This window comes from Paenibacillus aurantius (assembly GCF_032268605.1).
Lineage (GTDB): Bacteria > Bacillota > Bacilli > Paenibacillales > NBRC-103111 > Paenibacillus_AO > Paenibacillus_AO aurantius.
Genome location: NZ_CP130318.1, coordinates 1,341,232 through 1,359,655, shown reverse-complemented (window position 1 = coordinate 1,359,655; position 18,424 = coordinate 1,341,232). Strand labels below are relative to the sequence as shown.

General features: G+C 50.9%; 15 protein-coding genes. 1 reads left to right on the top strand and 14 read right to left on the bottom strand.

The features are described from left to right. Window positions 1-58: 58 nt before the first annotated feature. From galE to MJA45_RS06585, 10 genes are all read right to left on the bottom strand, one after another. The gene (gene galE, locus MJA45_RS06630; protein ID WP_315606481.1) at window positions 59-1,126 is read right to left on the bottom strand and encodes a UDP-glucose 4-epimerase GalE; all 1,068 of its coding nucleotides are present in this window, start codon (window positions 1,124-1,126) and stop codon (window positions 59-61) included. 21 nt (window positions 1,127-1,147) lie between these two features. Then, the gene (locus MJA45_RS06625; RefSeq protein ID WP_315606480.1) at window positions 1,148-2,272 is read right to left on the bottom strand and encodes a glycosyltransferase family 1 protein; all 1,125 of its coding nucleotides are present in this window, start codon (window positions 2,270-2,272) and stop codon (window positions 1,148-1,150) included. A 22-nt stretch (window positions 2,273-2,294) separates the two neighbouring features. Then, window positions 2,295-3,362 (bottom strand): EpsG family protein, encoded by a 1,068-nt coding sequence (locus MJA45_RS06620; RefSeq protein WP_315606479.1) that lies wholly within the window; start codon window positions 3,360-3,362, stop codon window positions 2,295-2,297. An 11-nt stretch (window positions 3,363-3,373) separates the two neighbouring features. Further along, window positions 3,374-4,285, bottom strand: coding sequence for a glycosyltransferase family 2 protein (locus tag MJA45_RS06615; protein ID WP_315606478.1), 912 nt, complete (start codon window positions 4,283-4,285; stop codon window positions 3,374-3,376). Between the two features lie 16 nt (window positions 4,286-4,301). After that, a complete protein-coding gene (locus MJA45_RS06610) occupies window positions 4,302-5,408 on the bottom strand; it encodes a glycosyltransferase family 1 protein (RefSeq protein WP_315606477.1) in 1,107 nt (368 codons plus the stop codon). A gap of 27 nt (window positions 5,409-5,435) precedes the next feature. After that, window positions 5,436-6,503: a glycosyltransferase gene (locus MJA45_RS06605; protein ID WP_315606476.1), complete on the bottom strand. Its 1,068-nt coding sequence runs from the start codon at window positions 6,501-6,503 to the stop codon at window positions 5,436-5,438. After that, a complete protein-coding gene (locus MJA45_RS06600; RefSeq protein WP_315606475.1) occupies window positions 6,466-7,629 on the bottom strand; it encodes a glycosyltransferase family 4 protein in 1,164 nt (387 codons plus the stop codon). Before MJA45_RS06600 ends, MJA45_RS06605 begins: the two co-directional genes overlap by 38 nt. A gap of 9 nt (window positions 7,630-7,638) precedes the next feature. Continuing rightward, window positions 7,639-8,517 carry a UTP--glucose-1-phosphate uridylyltransferase GalU gene (gene galU, locus MJA45_RS06595; protein WP_315606474.1) on the bottom strand — a complete coding sequence of 293 codons (879 nt, stop codon included), beginning with the start codon at window positions 8,515-8,517 and terminating at the stop codon, window positions 7,639-7,641. Next, window positions 8,514-10,367 carry a polysaccharide biosynthesis protein gene (locus MJA45_RS06590; protein WP_315606473.1) on the bottom strand — a complete coding sequence of 618 codons (1,854 nt, stop codon included), beginning with the start codon at window positions 10,365-10,367 and terminating at the stop codon, window positions 8,514-8,516. Before MJA45_RS06590 ends, galU begins: the two co-directional genes overlap by 4 nt. A 372-nt stretch (window positions 10,368-10,739) precedes the next feature. Continuing rightward, window positions 10,740-10,904, bottom strand: a complete 165-nt coding sequence (locus tag MJA45_RS06585; protein ID WP_315606472.1) for a hypothetical protein — start codon at window positions 10,902-10,904, stop codon at window positions 10,740-10,742. 225 nt (window positions 10,905-11,129) lie between these two features. On the opposite strand from MJA45_RS06585, the gene MJA45_RS06580 reads away from it, so the two are divergent. Continuing rightward, window positions 11,130-13,307 (top strand): right-handed parallel beta-helix repeat-containing protein, encoded by a 2,178-nt coding sequence (locus MJA45_RS06580; RefSeq protein ID WP_315606471.1) that lies wholly within the window; start codon window positions 11,130-11,132, stop codon window positions 13,305-13,307. A 65-nt stretch (window positions 13,308-13,372) separates the two neighbouring features. Here the strand turns inward: MJA45_RS06580 and MJA45_RS06575 are convergent, their stop codons facing one another. From MJA45_RS06575 to MJA45_RS06560, 4 genes are read right to left on the bottom strand one after another with little or no spacing between them, the layout of a single operon-like run. Further along, window positions 13,373-14,416 (bottom strand): glycosyltransferase family 2 protein, encoded by a 1,044-nt coding sequence (locus MJA45_RS06575; protein WP_315606470.1) that lies wholly within the window; start codon window positions 14,414-14,416, stop codon window positions 13,373-13,375. 36 nt (window positions 14,417-14,452) lie between these two features. After that, window positions 14,453-16,000 (bottom strand): lipopolysaccharide biosynthesis protein, encoded by a 1,548-nt coding sequence (locus MJA45_RS06570; RefSeq protein WP_315606469.1) that lies wholly within the window; start codon window positions 15,998-16,000, stop codon window positions 14,453-14,455. Between the two features lie 23 nt (window positions 16,001-16,023). Next, window positions 16,024-17,211: a glycoside hydrolase family 88 protein gene (locus MJA45_RS06565; RefSeq protein WP_315606468.1), complete on the bottom strand. Its 1,188-nt coding sequence runs from the start codon at window positions 17,209-17,211 to the stop codon at window positions 16,024-16,026. 21 nt (window positions 17,212-17,232) lie between these two features. Then, complete coding sequence (locus MJA45_RS06560) at window positions 17,233-18,414, bottom strand: glycosyltransferase (RefSeq protein WP_315606467.1); 1,182 nt, start codon at window positions 18,412-18,414, stop codon at window positions 17,233-17,235. Window positions 18,415-18,424: the final 10 nt, after the last annotated feature.

The following is an 18,424-nucleotide window of genomic DNA, read 5'->3' as shown; positions in this document are numbered from 1 at the left end:
TCCGTTCCATTTCGCAGTATGATCTAGTGTCTTATCCGGTACCTTGGTAGGCCGAACCTTAGACGACTACCGCCCCATAGGAGCGGGTCTTTTCACGGGCGATTTCGGTCCCTGGGCTTCGGTAGCCCGCCGGATTGTTCGCCTGCCACCGCCAGGCGTCGACGCACATTTCCTCGATGCCTCTCTCGGCGCTCCATCCGAGCTCTCTCTCGGCTTTGAACGGATCCGCGTAGCAGACCGGTGCGTCTCCCGGCCGGCGATCCGTAAGCGTGTAGGGGATCTTCGTTCCGGTCATTCTTTCGAAGGCGGCTACCAGCTCGAGCACGCTGTACCCCCTGCCGGTTCCCAGGTTATAGGCTTCGATGCCTTTCCCGCCCATTACCTTCTCCAGCGCCTTCAGATGCCCTTCCGCCAGGTCCACCACATGGATGTAATCCCGTACGCCCGTTCCGTCCGGCGTCGGGTAATCGCTGCCGAATACTTTCAATTCTTTATGGCGGCCCGCCGCCACCTGCGTGATATAGGGCATCAGGTTATTGGGAGTCCCGTTCGGGTCCTCCCCGATCCGTCCGCTCTCGTGAGCCCCGACCGGGTTAAAGTAGCGGAGCAGCGCTATGCTCCACTGGGGATCGGAAGCGGCAACATCCCGCAGCATATCTTCAATCATCAGCTTCGTCCGGCCGTAAGGATTGGCGGCACCGAGCGGGGAATCCTCGCGGATCGGCATCTGTTCCGGTCTTCCGTACACGGTGGCGGACGAGCTGAAGACCATGGTCTTCACGCCGTATTTCTCCATGACTCGGCTCAGCACCAAGGTACCGGCCAGGTTGTTGTGGTAATACCAGAGGGGCAGCCGCACCGACTCTCCCACCGCTTTAAGCCCGGCGAAGTGAATGACCGCCTCGATCCGGTTCTCCGCAAAGACATGATCCAGCTCTTTTTCGTCGAGCAGATCGACCAGATAGAAGCTGAAATCCTTGCCGGTCAGCTCCCGGACTCTCTTAAGGGCCTCCAGGCTGCTGTTGTACAGGTTGTCAACCACCACCAGGTCATAGCCTGCGTTCAACAGTTCCACGCACGTATGGCTGCCGATATATCCCGAGCCTCCGGTTACGAGAATGGCCATTCGACGACACCTCCTATTGGATTAAATTCCGTAAACCTTTAACAACTGATTTGAAGAACTTAAACTGTCGTAACCCTTTTGATGAAAGATTTTTTTGATTTGATGAATATCATTCAACTTCGAGGGCTTTGCCTCAATGGCATCAATCCACCTTTGCTCGTCATCCAATGGCAAAAATTGAACCAAGCCCAGCCCAAGATCTGTTCTTAAAGGCACTTTTTCAGACAACAAACATGGTACTCCTCTGGCCTGTGCCTCAATTGCTACAATCCCTAATCCTTCAAAAAAAGAAGGGAGCATGAATATGTCAAATATACTCATCATTAAATGAACATCATCCCGATTTCCAGTCAATCGAACATGTTCCCCAAGGTTTCTTTTACTAACTTCTTCTTCAATTACTGGCTTTAATGGCCCTTCTCCGACTACCACAACCATGATGTCCTTATGTACTTCACATAGTTTTTCTAGTAAACCTATAAAAAAAAGAGGGTTCTTGACCTCTACCAACCGAGAAACGAGTCCGATAACGTAACGATTCTCCGATATTTGAAGTTCCCTCCTTATTATGTCAACTTTTTGCGTTTCAACTTCCAAAAATTTACTCAAATTTATCCCGTTATTAATTACCCTTACTTCACCCGCTTCCACCCTCTTACTACCAAAAAGAAACTGGGCTGCGGTTTCGCTACAAGCTGCATAATCGGTCGAAAACAGCTGAACACAGAGGCGCATAATAAACTGAAAAAGTTTTCGTGATAAGCCGACGAATTCAGCCTGATCATCGGTGCTGTGCGAATGACATACCCTTTTTCGGATACCGACAAGAAATGCAGCCAGCATAACGACCCCAGCATTGAACATAGCATGAGCATGGATGATATCCGGTCTTATTTGTTTGAGGGTCCATATCAAATGCCAAAGGTAGCGGATCGTCCCAATTTCCGTTCTGTCCGGAATTCTATAGATCCTTCCTCCCAGGGACAGAACCTCGTCGTCATAATGGGCCTTGGCCCTTTCGTGAATCAAAAACTCAAACTGAACCTTTTCCCGGTCGATGGATCGGAACATGTTCATGACATATGATTCAGTCCCGCCGCACCACAATCCGCCCATCACATGCAGTACCCTTACTTTCTTCATCATTTCGCACCTGTCTCCAACTGCTTTAAAATTTAAGGAAATCGCTTTTGTAAATAATATTCAAACTAACTACATTCTCGTAATAACAGTAAACAAAGTAGAAAAGTACAATGAGATAATAAATCAGCCTCTGCTCTTTGCGAACAAAAAGCTTCACGATCCAAGGAATCAGAAGAAGATTATACAAGCCGAAGTAGAAGCTAAACCGGGCGAATACCCATTGTTGGGTAGCGATTAACATAATGACGACATTAATTAATGACAAATTCACGATATAGTCAGCTTTGGGGAACAGTTCTCTTAATCGGTGTCTTCCCAGAAAGGCGATGACAAGAGGAACGGCCGTAACGATTACTCGAAGGAAATTTGCTCCATTGGTTTCCAAATTCTGATATTCGCTATATTTGGTATCTTTAATAACGGTGAATAAGGCTCCAGAAAACTGAGCGAAGCCGATCACGAAGATGATCGCGAGCGAGAGCAAAATAAAGGTCTGATAGGTCCATGCCTTTCGTCTTACGATAAAATAAATCGGGATTAGAACCAAAGCGGACTGATGAATGGTGGCAGCCAGTAAGATAACAAGAATGTATTTGTGCCAACTGCCTTCGAAAATGAATTTAGTTGCGGCGAAGGCCAGAGCAGCGGCAAGAAATTGTCGAATCCCATTCATGGACATTAAATAAAGCCCAGTCGTAAAGTACAGATATAAGCTCAATTCGAACAAATTGGAGTATTTATACAAAACATAAATAATGAAAACATTAGTTATCAAAGCTACTGTGAAAATCAATAACTGGGCGTCTTCTGATATCTTTTGCAGCAACAACTGCATCAGATTAAACCCAAAATCAGCTTCAAACTTAATATCTGACCATTCCAATGGGAAATTGTTATAGGAATACATGTAAAAAAAAGTATCGCCTATATTGTTACGTAAGCCTGAAACTACAGCCATGAGAAGCATGGCAAGCAGCATCATAAATCGGTTTGGCTGGAAGGTAATAAACCCGTTGGAAACCGGTTTAGCCAGAAATCTCGAGTAGAAGGCCAATAGAAAAACCAAAAAAAGAGTGATCCATAAAATCCCCATTATATTCCCTCTTATCCGCGGGCAATCTTACCCGAAACGGCAGCTTTGTTAGTATTCGAAATATATAGGTAAAGCAGCACTCCCAAGGGCATGGCCAGCAGCGTAATAAACTTACAAGGAGATTCTTTAAGAAATCCGTATTTTTTGATTAACAAGCTGCTCGAGACATAATGGACCGATTCCCTAAACTTCTCCTTATAGGTCGGAGCGTACCTCATGGCCGCTTGCCGGAAAAAGAGAAAGCCGCGCGGGTTACGCTTGTACTGCCGCAGCATGTTCAAGCTGGAGCCGTCCGTCAAATACTCCACGTGGCAGAGCACCTCGTTCATGACAAGCAGCGGGTAATCCTGATCGATCAGCAAATATTTATAGCTGAGCGGGCAATATTTCTCACCGGGGAACAAGGGATACGGCGGATACCGTCGGGTCAATTCGGACCGGTAAACGAGCTTCTTGTCCCCCTTCACCTTATGAAGGCCGTATAAGCCGGAGAGAGTGGACTCCTTCAGCTCAGCAGGCATTTGCGTTCCAATGATCTGTCCATCCGGTGTGGCGTCCAGCCCGACCAATCCCGCATAACGGTCGCTGCCGTGCTCTCTCCAGAAGGTAACAATCCGTTCTACGGCGTAGTCCGACAGGTAATCGTCGGAATCGATACAGACATTAAGCTCCGTATCGATCAGCTCGTAGGCGGTATTATGAGCCCCGTGCATCCCTTGATTAGCCTGGTAATGGTACCGGATGGGAACGATTCCCTCCGTCATCCATCCCTTCACGAGCTCCTCGGTTCCGTCGGTAGAACCGTCGTCAATGATCAGCCAGACGAAATCCCGGGAGGTTTGACGTTTTAAGCTTTCGTAGCATAGCGGCAAGGTATAAGCCCGGTTATAGGTCGGGGTGAACACCGTCAGTGTAGGTTTCATCTTGAAGTCCTCCCGTCTAAGCCTGCCCGGCCGGCTGGCCTTGGCCCAAATAGAAGCCGGTCAGCCATTCGGCCATCGACCGGGTATCGTAACGCTTTCTCCGCATCATCTCAGCCGTGTCCGCGTGCTCGTAGGTAGAGCCCAGAATGGCATCCGCCCATGCTTCCGGGGAACTCTTCAACGGAGTGAACCGAACCCTGCCCGTCACATCGGTTTCCGGCGTGATGGTATCGGATACCACACAGCGCAAGCCGGCGGCCTGAGCCTCGACCAGCACCACCGGAAGTCCCTCGAACAGGGAAGGAAAAAGGAACAAGTCCATCCCCTGCATCAGATCGGGGATGTCTCCCCGAACACCGAGAAATTTGACGTGGGGGGTCAGCCCCAGCTTCTCGGCCTTCTTCTCGATCGCCGGTCTCAGATGCCCCTCTCCCGCCATAACCAGCATGGCGTCGGGCCGGCGGTTGTGGACGGCCTTGAAAATATCGAGCAGCAGCGTATGGTTCTTCTGCTTGTTGAACCGGCCGACGTGACCGATGACCAACCGGTCCCCAGCCTGCCATTCCTTCCGGATCCGCTCCCGGGCGGCCGGATCGTACCGGTAGCTATCCACATTGACGGCATTGTTTAGGACAACGACCTCTTTGGATGCGGCGGGATCCTTGCCGAACAGCCACTGTCCCGCATGACGCGAGCAGGCAAAGAACCGGTTCGGATGATCCTTCATTGCATAACGCGCGTAGAGCCGGAAAGGCAGCTTCAGGTCGAGCCCCAAATCGCTCAAGTGGCTGTGGGCGATCCGGCATGGTACCCCTGCCTGCTTCGCCGCCCGTAGAACGAAGGAGCTGTTCTCGTTAATATGGGAATGCACAACCGGGTAATTCGGATGCTCCTTGAAGAACAAATCCAGCTTTTGAAAATATAGCCGGTAGCTGCCCGGACGAATGGCCGGCATACGGAAGATGCGGCCGCCCAGGCTGATAATCTCGTCATCATAATGACCCTTTTCTTCCCGGTGAACCATAAAGTCGAATTGGATCCGGCTGCGGTCCATCTGACGGTAATAGTTCATCAGCATCGTTTCCAGACCGCCCCGGTTCATCACGGTCACGACTTGAAGCACACGTATCGTTTTCAGAAGAAGTCACTCCTATTTGACAATCTTTCGTAGCCTTTCCATGGTCACCAGCATGACGTAGAAGCCAGCCGCAAACCGGAGCTTTGCACATAGATAGAACGTTCTCCATACCGCCGGACAGTACGCCATTTCGAACGCCCGGAAAGCCTCCTGGATCCGTTCGTCGTTCAGAATATCGTTCAGCTTGCGGACCTTGGCCACAGCGGCTGCTGTATTACCAGCTCCCACTGTATTCAATCCCAGTCCGAGCGTATTGAGACAGATCCGGTTGTTAAGCGCCTCATAATAGGAAGCGGGAAGTCCGTTTTCGTTCAAGAAGCCTTCGATCATCCCGTACAGACGGAACCATTGGTCCTTCAAGTCCGGCTTATAACCGGAGGTGACAGAAGAGGCATTGGCCCGCCAGTAATGGTAGAACGGCTTGTTCAGCATGACGAACTTCTCTGCATGATAGAAAGCGTGGATGTTAAAAAGCGAATCCTCGTTCGTTCCCACCAAGTGGAGATCCACAAACTCGAGCACGTTATCCTTAAGAAGATCGCTACGGTACAGCTTCGACCAGACGGTTCCCCAAGCATCGAGATAATCGGGCTGGGCGAGTTCTTCCTTGAGAGGGCCCACGAGCCTTCTCATTACTGTTTCCCTCAGCTCCTCCCGGGCATAAGTTACCTTCGCCGGCAGATCGAAAACCTTTTCCTTGCTGTGGGTACCGAACTCCCGGGTGTAGGTGCACATAACAATATCCGCGCCATCCCCCACCGCAGCCCCCAGCATCTCGGCGTACATATCCGGTTCGACCCAATCATCTGGGTCCACGAACCCAATGTAGTCCCCCTGGGCTGCTTCTATGCCGCGGTTACGGGCCGCCGACACGCCGGCGTTCTCCTGTTCGAGGACCACGATCCGCGGATCCCGTTCGGCATACTCCCGGAGAAGGGCTCCCGTCGAATCCGTGGACCCGTCGTTTACGGCAAGGATCTCAATCGGCTTCAGCGTCTGGGCAAGCAGGCTGTCCAGGCACCGGGCCAGATAGGGCTCCATGTTATAGATAGGCACCACTATACTTACCTTCGGCTTCATGCTTATCCTCCAAAGAATAACGCTTGTATATACCGGTCAGTTCTTCCTTGACCTGACGGAGCGAATAGAGTTGAACCCTTCTTGTATTCTCTTCCCCCATCCGACGGCACAGCTCCGGAGATCGGATCAGCTCTAGCAGCCGTGAGGCAAACCGCTGGTCATTCTCATCTGGAATGAGAAAGCCGTTCAGTCCGTCTTCGACGAGCTCGGAATGCCCCCGGTTGACACTGGCCACAACGGGAAGTCCGCAGGCCATGGCCTCCATAATATTGACCGGCAGCCCTTCCCTTCTGCTCGAGGCAACCGCCGCATCACACAAGGGAAGAAGCACGTCGATATCTTTGCGGTGGCCCAGGAAATCCACCCGGTCGGCTACTCCAAGGCGGATAGCGGCGGCTTGGCAAGCTTCCTTCATGGGGCCGTCTCCCGCCAGCAGCAGCCGGGCTTGAGGCGCTTCCTTACGAAGGGCAACCATTGCCCGGATCAGAAGCTCCTGGTTCTTGTTCCCATTGAATTCGGCCGCATAGAACAGCAGGAATTCCTCTGGCCGGAAGCCAAAGGGCTTTCTTGCTTCTATCCTCTTCTCCTCGTTCAGCGGGCGGAACCGCTCCGTATCCACGCCGACCCCATGGACCCGCTCCAGTCGGCCGGCATGAAGCCGTCTCCGGGCAAAAGCGTAATCCTCCTCATTGATGGTAATCAGGCAGTCGGTATACGAGGAGAGGAATTTCTCGATTGGGAAATAGACGAGCCAGTTCAGAAGCGGAGCCCCTTTGCAGAAGTGAAACCCGTGAGCCGTGTACAGCACGCGGGTTCCTTTCTTCCGTTCCCTACGCGCCGCCAAGCGGGCGAGGACTCCTCCCATCGGCGTATGGCCATGAATGAGGTCGTATCCATTCTCCTCTATGATGGTTTTCAGCATGGAATAGGCCTGGAGGTTCTCCCGGCGAAAAGGCGAACGTTGAACGGGAAGCTCGAACTTGCGATCGACATAGGGAAGCTCGCGGGAGCCGCTGGCGGCCACGTGAACCTCCCAGCCCTGCTGCCGGAACCACTGCAAATACGGGAGATGGAAGGCCTCGAAATGATAATCCACTGTCGCACAAAACAAAACCTTTCTGCGCATGCCGGCCATCTAGCGGATCAATTCCTTCTCTACGACCTTGGACAAATAGTCCAGCAGGCCGTACCGCAAATCCTCGCGCCTTAACGCATATTCCAGAGTCGTCTGGATAAAGCCCATCTTCTCCCCTACATCGTACCGGGTTCCTTGGAACTCATACGCATAGACGGCCTCATGCCGGTTCAGCTCGGCAATGCCGTCGGTCAGCTGAATTTCTCCACCCGCGCCAGGCTTCTGGCTGCCGAGAATATCGAAGATAGCCGGGGTCAGAATATACCGGCCGAGAATGGCCAGGTTCGAGGGAGCTTCTCCTTTGGCCGGCTTCTCCACCAAATGACGAATGCTGTGCAGCCCTTTCTCGATCTCCGTTCCATCGACAATCCCGTACCGGGAAACCTCTTCATCGGAAACAGGCTGAACGCCCACGACGGAGGATTCGAAGCGGTCGAACTGCTCGATCATCTGCTTCAGGCAGGGCTTCTCGGCATGAACGATGTCGTCTCCAAGCAGAATGGCGAACGGCTCATTGCCGATGAATTTGCGGGCGCACCAGATCGCATGCCCTAGCCCTCTAGGTTCCTTTTGCCGGATATAATGGATATCCGCCATGGTGGAGGACTCCTGGACGGCATTCAGCAGGTCTAGCTTGCCTTTCTCGAGCAGATTATGCTCGAGCTCGAAGGAGCTGTCGAAATGATCCTCAATCGCCCGCTTGCCTTTCCCCGTCACGATGATAATGTCTTCTATTCCGGATTCAATGGCTTCTTCCACAATGTACTGAATGGTCGGCTTGTCAACGATCGGCAGCATTTCCTTAGGCATCGCTTTCGTGGCCGGAAGGAAACGGGTACCGAGCCCGGCCGCCGGAATAATGGCTTTTCTCACTTTCATACGGTCAACACTCCTTCTAGGCCGATAGGCATCGGTTTCGGTTGGGGGGCCGGCTTCACGCGGTTGTTCGCCAGGTCGAGCAGCCGGGTTCTCAGCGCAGCTTTATCGAGCGACGGGTAGGTCGAGAGAATCTCCTCAATCTCGTCTATGTACAGCTTGGCTGTTTTGCCGATGTAAATTTTGGGGTAAACCTGCTTGTCATGTACCTCGTCCGCCTTCAGCAGCTCCTCGAACAGCTTCTCGCCGGGGCGGATCCCGGTAAACTCAATTCCAATTTCCTCCACCGAGTTTCCGGAGAGCAGGATAAGGTTCTTAGCCAGATCGACGATCTTGACGGGCTCCCCCATGTCCAGGACAAAAATCTCCCCTCCACGAGCCAGCGAGCCGGCCTGGATGACGAGCCGGGAGGCTTCCGGGATGGTCATGAAATACCGGACCATGTCCGGGTGCGTGACCGATACAGGACCTCCCCGCTCAATCTGCTGCTTGAAGCGGGGGATAACGCTGCCCCGGCTTCCCAGCACATTGCCGAAGCGCACGGCGACGAACCGGGTCGCGCTTACCTTGTCCATATGCTGGATCATCATCTCAGCGAGACGTTTGGTCGCCCCCATGACGCTCGTCGGGTTAACGGCCTTGTCGGTAGAGATCATGACGAAGGTCGTGACACCGCATCGGCTGGCCGCCTGGGCTACGTTCATCGTTCCCATCACATTGTTGCGGATCGCTTCATCCGGATTCCGTTCCATAAGCGGTACATGCTTGTGAGCTGCGGCATGATAGACGACGTGGGGACGGTGGGCGTTCATAACCCCCATCATCCGCTTGGCATCCTGGATATCGGCGATCTCGGTAATGAACTCAATCCGGGTGCCGGCGTACAGGTCTTTCAGCTCCATCTCGATGGAGTAAATGCTGTTCTCGCCGTGACCCAGCAGAATCATCTTCTCAGGCTTGAACTTAGCCACCTGCCGGCAAATTTCCGACCCGATCGAACCGCCTGCTCCCGTAACGAGAACCACCTTCCCGGTTATCGACTCCGAGATTCCGTTAATGTCGAGCTCCACCGGCTCGCGACCAAGAAGATCCTCAACCTGAACGTCCCGGAACTGGTTGACAGAAATCTTACCCGTCATGAGATCCTCGAGCATGGGAAGGATTTGCGTTTTGGCGGCCGTCTTGGCGCACTCCTGGGAAATCGCGGATAAGTTTTTGCGGCTCAGCGACGGAATGGCGATCACGATATGATCGATGTTCCATTCCTCGACCGCCTTCTCAATGCACTCCACTCCTCCGATAACGGGAATCCCCATAATATCGAGATTGTGCTTCTTGGCATTATCATCGATAAAGGCCACGGGAAGCAGCCTTGAATCTTGGTTGCGGACCAGATGGCGGGCCACCATGGTGCCGGCCGCGCCCGCCCCGATGATCATCGTCCGTTTCATGTGCGGGTCTTGCTTCGTGTATGTGTCGCGGATCACCCTCCAGCAGAACCGGGAGCCCCCGATCAACAGCATGTGGATCATCCAGGTGACCGCAAGCAGCCGGAAGAACGCTTCATGCACCACGAGCAGCTGAACGGTAGCGGTGATCAGAATGGAGAACGTGACGGCCTTGAAAATCGTCAGAAGTTCTCCGACGCTTGCATATTCCCAGGCTTTTTTGTACAGCTTGTAAATAAAGGAAAAATAATGATGGCTGAGCAAAAGAACGATGGAACTGACGACGACCGGCAGCGTGATGACGTTAAACGTAGCATTGACGAGGAAACGGCTGAAGAAAATGGCAGTCAGGACAATGGTTGAATCGAGCAGGATCAACAGCGAGAATCGTTGGCGGTAAGTCAAGAAGCTCACCCTTTCATCTAGTGAGAATCATTAAAGTTCTTGATTATGGGTTTCCCATGGCAAAACCCATAATCAAGAACTTTATAGAACAAGGGCATTGAACCCATCCTCACACCACACTACCGACGACTCGCGTCTAAGGCCCGAAAGCCCACAGCATGGCCGAGTGACTCCTTGGATAACGGCTAGGAGACATCACCGAATGATTTGGTATGCTAGAGAATTGATTGTTCTTTATACAGAACGTCGAGGCAAAAAAAAACGACAACTCGCTTATTAAATGATCAAATCGCCATTTTCGTCAAAATGACGGGAATTTCCCGAAAGTTCTTACCAATAGTGTAGTTCTTTATAATGAACATGTCAATATGCTTATCGTTTCTCTTGAGCGGCCGCATGCCGGGGCAGTTCGATCAGCTGGCCGGGTGTTATTCTTCCGCTTGATACTTGGACATTGTTGGCTGGAGCTTGCTTGTCCGTCACAATAATGCGGGCTTCCGAGCGATAGGTATATTGTCCTGCTTTAATAAGTGCCATGAGAATGGTCCCCCTCAGGAAAATTTTCGTTCATTAAAAAGAACGTTCTTTATAAAGAATATTTCATTCTCCCCCTTTTTGCAATCTTTATTTTCCTTTTCTTCTGCAATCACCCTCATTTTTTGAGAAGAAATTGACAATCCCAGCAAGAAATCGACAAAAAAAGGAAAAAATATATTGAAATTCGACCCAATTGCCGATAAAGTAAGCAACGGGAGGTAAGATATGAAAACAATTTCAAAGGCAATGCTGTCGTCGCTCTTGGTCCTTGGTTTGCTTCCTGCCGCTAATGCTTCCGCTGAACCCCCGAGTACAAGCCTTACCGCAAGTGCAGCGGTAACCGCTGTCGGGGCTGATGCTCTGCCCCAGAAGATTTACGAGCTGGAGCTGTCCCGCTGGGGAATCTACAACAACAATACCCACCCGGCCGAGACGACCGACGGCCTGAATAAGGCGTTGAAGTGGGCGTCGGAGCAAGGTTATACCGTATTTAAGGTGCCTGCGGGGACCTATCTGATCCGCAAGGAAGATGGAAAGACCTTCGATGATCCCAAAGCGCGCATCAACATGGTCTCCAACATGACCTTCCTGATGGACGATAAGGCCGTTCTCCAGAAGGAGACAAACGGATATCCAAGCTACACTCTCTTCAAGATAGGCCCGGGGGTTAAGAACGTTACCCTTAAGGGCGGGACATACCGGGGAGACAAGGATACTCATAACTATTCCATAAAAGGTACACATGAAGGCGGCTACGGAATCATTACCAGCGGTGCCGAGAAGGTGACCATTGACGGCATCAAGGCCGTTAACTTTACTGGTGATGGTCTGTCGGTCGGATCCATGGGAAGCCTGATAGATGAATATTATGCAGGCGAATTCAAGTCAGGTTCGGTCGATGCCAAAGGCAAGCTCATTCCGGATTCCAGCAAGACCCGATTGGAGAAAATTTCGCTCACCCATCCCTATTTCCAGATTCAGAGAACTTTTCAATTGATGCACCAGCAGAATCTGGCACAAGAAGCGGTGAATTATATCGCTTACTTCTATAAATCAGACGGAACTTTCCTCAGCAGCCTGGATACGAAGGCCGTTAACCGGCCGATGGGCTGGGGAGTGAACGATATTCCCGCGGGTGCGGCCTATATGAATGTGGTCTTCCCAATCGCCAAGGTAGATCCGAAGGTTTACCTGGAGTTCTGGATGCAGGGCGTATCCCGCAATGTGGTGGTCCGGAATTCCGAATTCGCCTATAACCGCAGACAAGGCATCACCGTAGGCGGCGCCCAAAATGTGAAAATCGAGAATAACCGCATTCACGACATGAAAGGAACGGCCCCGCAATCCGGAATTGATCTGGAAGCCGGCTATCTTCTGAATGACGGAGTGCATATCAAAGGTAATGACTTCTATAACAATCAGGCGTACGACGTTGTTCTCTATGATGGACGGAATGCCATTGTGGAAGGTAATCATCTGGGCTCTAGGTCGATCGGACTTGCCACAACAGAGCATTTCAAATATGCTACCATCGTTAATAATCATTTTGACGGATCTAATATAGTTACGTATAACAATGCAGCCTTCCTAAACAACCGGATGAATGACGGCATGGCCTCTTTCCTTGGAAAGGACCTCGTGTTGGATGGAATGCAGTTTACAGATACGCTTGTTAATCTCACCAGTACGGTGCCGTTCGGTATTCAAGTAACGAACATTGCCGTTACCAACACCAAGAAGAAAAATACCCCGTTAACCATTAATATTAACCCATTGAAGTTGACCAACGTGACGATCAAGGGGCAGGCGGCATTTGACAGCCTTTCGGGAAATGCGGCTGACGGAAGTGTCTTTGACCGATTGTCCATTACCGACTTCACCAGAACACAGCTTCCCCGAGGCACTTATAACGACTGTATTTTCGACGCGGCGCTAGGTCAGGTCGGAGCTGCCGTGAACAATACGGGATCTTATGAGTTCAACCGTTGTACATTCACGGCTGCCAAGAATCCCCTGGAGATCAACAGCTATCACGGCATGCCGGATTCCGTCAGTGTGAAAGGATCCACCATTAATGTTACCGGGGATAACAGCATGGCGCTCTCCCTTCAAGCCGGCCGCAAGATTCTGATTGAAAACAATCGGGTCAATGCAGGCAACTATCCGTACGAGACCCTCGCTGCCGTTCAAGTAAACGGCTATTGGGACCGGACGAAGCCCAACAAAATCGGGCAGCTGACGATTAAAGGAAATACGATTCAGACCAAAGGTAAGGCTGTGGGAATTTCGACCATTTATGCAGGGACCGGAGCTCCAGCTTTTACTTTGGAGAACAACACCTTGATCGGGTCCATTGGGAAGTTTAAAGGGAACGATCGGATTACAGGGACCGTCCTTAAGTGATAAGTAAGAGGAACCTTCCATTATGGAGCGGTTCCTCTTTTTCTATACTCTAGGGGTAAGTATTTTCATAGAAAAGAACACAATTCTATCATGAGTTTATGGGGTAGTCTTCGCAGGTACAACCTCTTTCCCAACCGGTACATATATTCCGTATCCTGCTTGTAAATCGCCTCTAGATAATCCCGGGGGAAATACTTAAGGCATCCTTTGTTGTACAAGCATTCTCTTACGTTCTCATGGGTAAGGTAACGGAAAATAAGCTGTTTAATCTGGACCTTATCCAACCTTCCCACAAACAAGTTATATAGGGAACTTCTTAGTAAATTTAACAGCATGATGCAAATCCCGTCGTATTCCTTTTCCTTGGTATCGGGGTAATATCTCTCTACAACCGTTTTCTGGATTTCATAGCCTGTTATCATATCCTCAAAGAAATGGGGCATGTAACGGCAAGTTAGTCCACCCACCCGATAATAGTAAAGGGGAGTATGGATTACTTTAAGCCGTTCCGCATGCAGTAGGATTTCTAAGTTGTAATATAAGTCATCTCCAAAAAATTTGATCTTGCTCAAAAAACTTCCGTTTTCCACAACAATCCTTTTCCTATATATTTTCCCATGGAGTGTTGCAGGGAATGGATGTCCCCATAAATAGGCAGCGGCAAGCTTCTTACGAATTTCTTCCTTGTAATAGAGCTTATCTTCGTTAAAGTACCAGCTATTGTTTCTTTCCCTAGCCCATCCCAGGACCTTGTAGGTATTGCAGACAACAAGATCCAAGTCGTTCTTCACAGCCTCTTCGTACAAAATACGAATCATGTCCCGATCGATCCAGTCATCCGCATCCACGAAAACTACGTAATCCGAGCGGGCCGCTTCCACCCCTCTTCTTCTGCTGGCAATGCTTCCCGCATTTGGCTGACTAATGACTACAATCCGTTCATCCCTCGCACGATATTTCTTACAGATCGCCAAGCTTTTGTCGGTCGACCCGTCATCAACCAGAATGAGCTCCAATCCACGGAAGGATTGTTTTAGAATGGACCGGATGCATTTCTCAAGCGTTCGGGCAGCATTATAGACCGGAACTACAACACTGACTCTGTCCATTGAGTTTCACTCCCTTGGCTAGGGTATTGAATCCATCTATCGGGCATTGGCCAGATGGGGCTTGATTCTTTTGGCCATGGTGGAGAGTAAGCGAGTTATGATCCCCAAGAGATAACGAAACTCCTCCCTCTTCCGAAACAGGAGAATATAAACTAGATTTGGAATCAATGCAGCTGCGCAAGCACGCACCAGGAGCATAGGCCACGTCGAAGCGGAAAGCCAGCCGCAAATCCAGGTGGTAAGCAAGCACGTTGCCACCCCAATGCCCACATATACAGAATATGTCGCGAAATACGAACGCAGCTGACGATTAAAAACCTTACGGTAAACGAAGTACGGTGTCGTCCAGAATGGAACGGCCATGGCGCTGATCAACGTTCCCAGGAACACTCCGGCTATGCCAATCTCCTGAACAAGCCAAATGGAGAATCCCAGGTTAATGACGGCTTGCACCAGAGGGACATAGCGGTCCTCATGAAAAATTCCAGCTGTTGTCTTCATGGTCGTAATGGAATTTCTCATTCCTCTCTCGTAGAACGTGACCATTAGAACGATGAGAACCACGTTGCTCATGAGGTAGGTTGAACCGATCCATAGACGGATAAATGGCTCCAGGATAACATAGAGGAATATAGCGAAGAAGGAATATAACCAGAAATTAATTAGCCAGTAAACCTTATATACACTGTAAATCTTGTCTTTTGTTTCTTTGGCCACCAGGTTACCTATACTGTGATAGAGATTATTGAAGATTTGATTGATAAAGGTCCGGCAGATCTCAATCAGCATATTGTAGTTGGAGTATAAGCCCACCGCGGCCACACTGACAAAGGAAGATATGATAATATTGTCGGTCCCGAAGATCAGGTAAGCTCCCGCATTCTGGAGCACGATCGCTTTGATGTTCCGGATAATGCTGTTCCTTGTTTCCGGATCCAGCTTGCGGGTGACCTTCTCCTTCAAATACGGATACATCCGGTCGACTACGTAGTATAGGAACACACTGCTGATCAAGGTGACGGCGCATTCCACCACCAGGTAGTAAATAAAGTTCTTGGTCCAAGAAAGCACCGCAATCTTAAGCCCCATCGAAACAATGGAAGAGACGGAGAATACCATGGTGATGATGTAGCTTTTCTGATTGACATTCAAGAACGAGCTTTTATGCTGAAACAGGTAAGGCAGACACGTGTTAAGTAGAAAAATCAAAAAAATGAGGTGAATGTGATCAACTTGAGCATCCTTGACGAAAAAGGAGAGGAACGGCATTACGGAGACACCCAAAAGAAAGACGACGGACGCAATCACTAGATAAGCCTTCCTGTAGAGGTTCATAAGAGATTGAATGCGAGTCCGGTCATTCTCAGCTACCGGTTTATACAGGCTGTAGATAATGCTGGACCCGATCCCCGCCTCCGCAAGCGAAAGCATGGCGAGAATGTTGGTGAACAGCCCGTTCACCCCGAGGTATTCTACTCCAAGAATATGAATAAAAACAGTCCTTGAAATAAAGCTCAGCAAGGTGATAATCAGCTGGTTGGCCAGCCCGGCAGAGATGTTAATGATGGAGCTTCTAGTTCTCATAATTATTCTCCGAATCTACTAGTTTATCCAACCTTTGTATCAGAATTCATCAACCGGATGCAGAACCCTTGAGTAAAGGGAAGAATGTTGAAGTTCATGGAGTAAACGCCAATGTCCTTCGTATCCCCCTGCGAGAAATCCACCGCACCGTCTCTTCGTGTGTTCTTCATCAGGAAGGCGATCGCCTTCTCTGCGCTGGCCCGGCACGGCTCCGAAATTTCCTCCATCGCCGATGCCTTCCGCATGTACCAGCCGAGGGTGGCGGTAGCCGAAGAGTCGGGCCGGCATTCCGGCCGGGTGACCGTCCAGTTCCACCGGCCGTCCTCCTGCTGGAAAGCGATCGCCGCTTCGGCAAAGCGCTTCACGCTCGCATCGAGCAGCGGCTTGTAGAGATGATCGGCCGGCAGCTCCCCCCAGGCATCGATGAGCCCGATGGCGAACCAGCCCAGCCCCCGGCCCCATCCGAACAAGCCTAGCGGAACCTTGCTCTCCGTGTGGTAGGCATGGCAGGGAATACAATGTTCCTCCAGCATGCCGTGCTCCTCGTAAGCGAGTATTTGCCGTACCGCCAGGTCCACGCAATCCTTGTGACCATAGCGGATGCCGTAGGAAATCAGAAAAGGGCATATAAATCCGATCGTATCGACATACCGGTAGTTCTTCATAAACTTGCGGTATTGAACGGTACCATCCCCTCCGATATGCTCTCTTATCATCTCCCAGGTGGCATCCAGGGCTTTCCGGTAGTCTCCGGGAACCATTCCGTCCAGCTTCATCAAGGCGTAGGCAAGAATAGCTCCATCCACCAGCTGCGGAAGCTCCCTCCATTGGCCGTTGCCGTCGAATTTGGCATCCAGGTACTTGCCGATCTCCGCCCGGGTGGCAGGATCATCCTTCCTCTTCATCTGCTCCGCAAGGCCAAGCAGCAGGGCAGCCTCCTGCCAGTGCTGGATGGCACTTTTGGTATAGTTGCCCTTCCACATGTCAATGGCGATTAGCCGGGTATTGTCGGTTACTTTGATCTTGGGCGTAGCGTTCAGCCATTTGACTCCGCGGTCGGTGATGGCCGCATTCCAGCCTTCTTGATCCGCATACCTTCCGATGTGAATCCGGCTCACCCAATCCTTGAATATAGGCACCAGATCAATCAAGAAGAGAAGGGCCACCCCTAGAAGCAGCACCAGACTGATGATCGTTACGGCTTGCAGCATGAAGAATTCCTACCTTTCGGGCTAGTTAAACATGGCATATAATTTGTTGATTTCCGACTCGGTGCCGAGCGTTTCGTCCGCCAGACTCTGCTGAAGCCGTCTGCGGAGCCTTTCATCGTCCAATAACGTCCGAATGGCTTGGCTAAGAGCTTTCGGGTTCATCTCCGCTACCCATCCGTTGACTCCATGGGTAATCTGATCCTTGGCGGTGGGGAAGTTCGTGACCACAATCGGCTTCTGCAAAATCTTGGCTTCATCGATTGCTATGGATTTTCCTTCGAAACGGGAGGGCTGTACATAAATGTCCGCTTCCTTAATGTACGGGTAAGGATTTTCCTTAAGCCCCAGGAGATGAAAATGATTCTGCAGTCCGTATTTGTCGATTTTTCTCTGCAGCTTGGCCCGGTCTTCCCCTTCCCCAATGACGGACCATTGGACGGGGTACCCGCCCTGCACGAGTTCACGGCATGCCTCAATGGCAAGCTCGAAGCCTTTTTGGGGGTTCAACCTGCCAACCGACAGCAGGTGGACCTCTTGGCCCCGCCATTGAATCGAAGTCCCCGAAAGCTTGTGAATGGCGGCTGGGGAAATGATATTGTGCATGACCTCGACCTTATGCCGGAACTCGGGAAACCGCTCGCGAAGGATGTGGCCGCACTCTTCGGAAACAGTCACCAGGTAATCCAGCCGATGAAAATACTTCCGGTCCAGATCCGGGTCCATTCCCAGCTTGTTGTAATCGTTATGAATAAACCCTATCGTCTTCTTGGCTTTCACTTTGTCGATGCAGAAGTAAATGGGGTTCTTCTCAAGATACCCGACGGCAATGTCGTAAGTCTTCTCCAGCTGGGGAAGAGACTTGGCTATGTACTTCCAGACCCGCTGCTCGCAGCGGACGCTGTTTTTCTCGCTCTTGAACACATAACCGGCCCGTAAACGGGAGAGGGTGATATCCGGGCGGCCGGACTTCAGGCTTCCCAGCACCGCTTGTTGGATCGGCATGTCGTAGTACCGGAATTCCTTCGGCTCCGGCAGAAGGCGGACCTGGCGGGGAAGCTGAGCCATAAACATGCCCTCCTGCTTAAAAAGCAGCAAATCCACTTCGAACCGGGTATAATCCAGCGTTTCGAACAGAGAGACCAGAGCCTTCTCCGCTCCTCCGCAGTTTAAGTTGTTCATGACAAAGAGCAGCTTCTGTTTCATGGCTTCACCC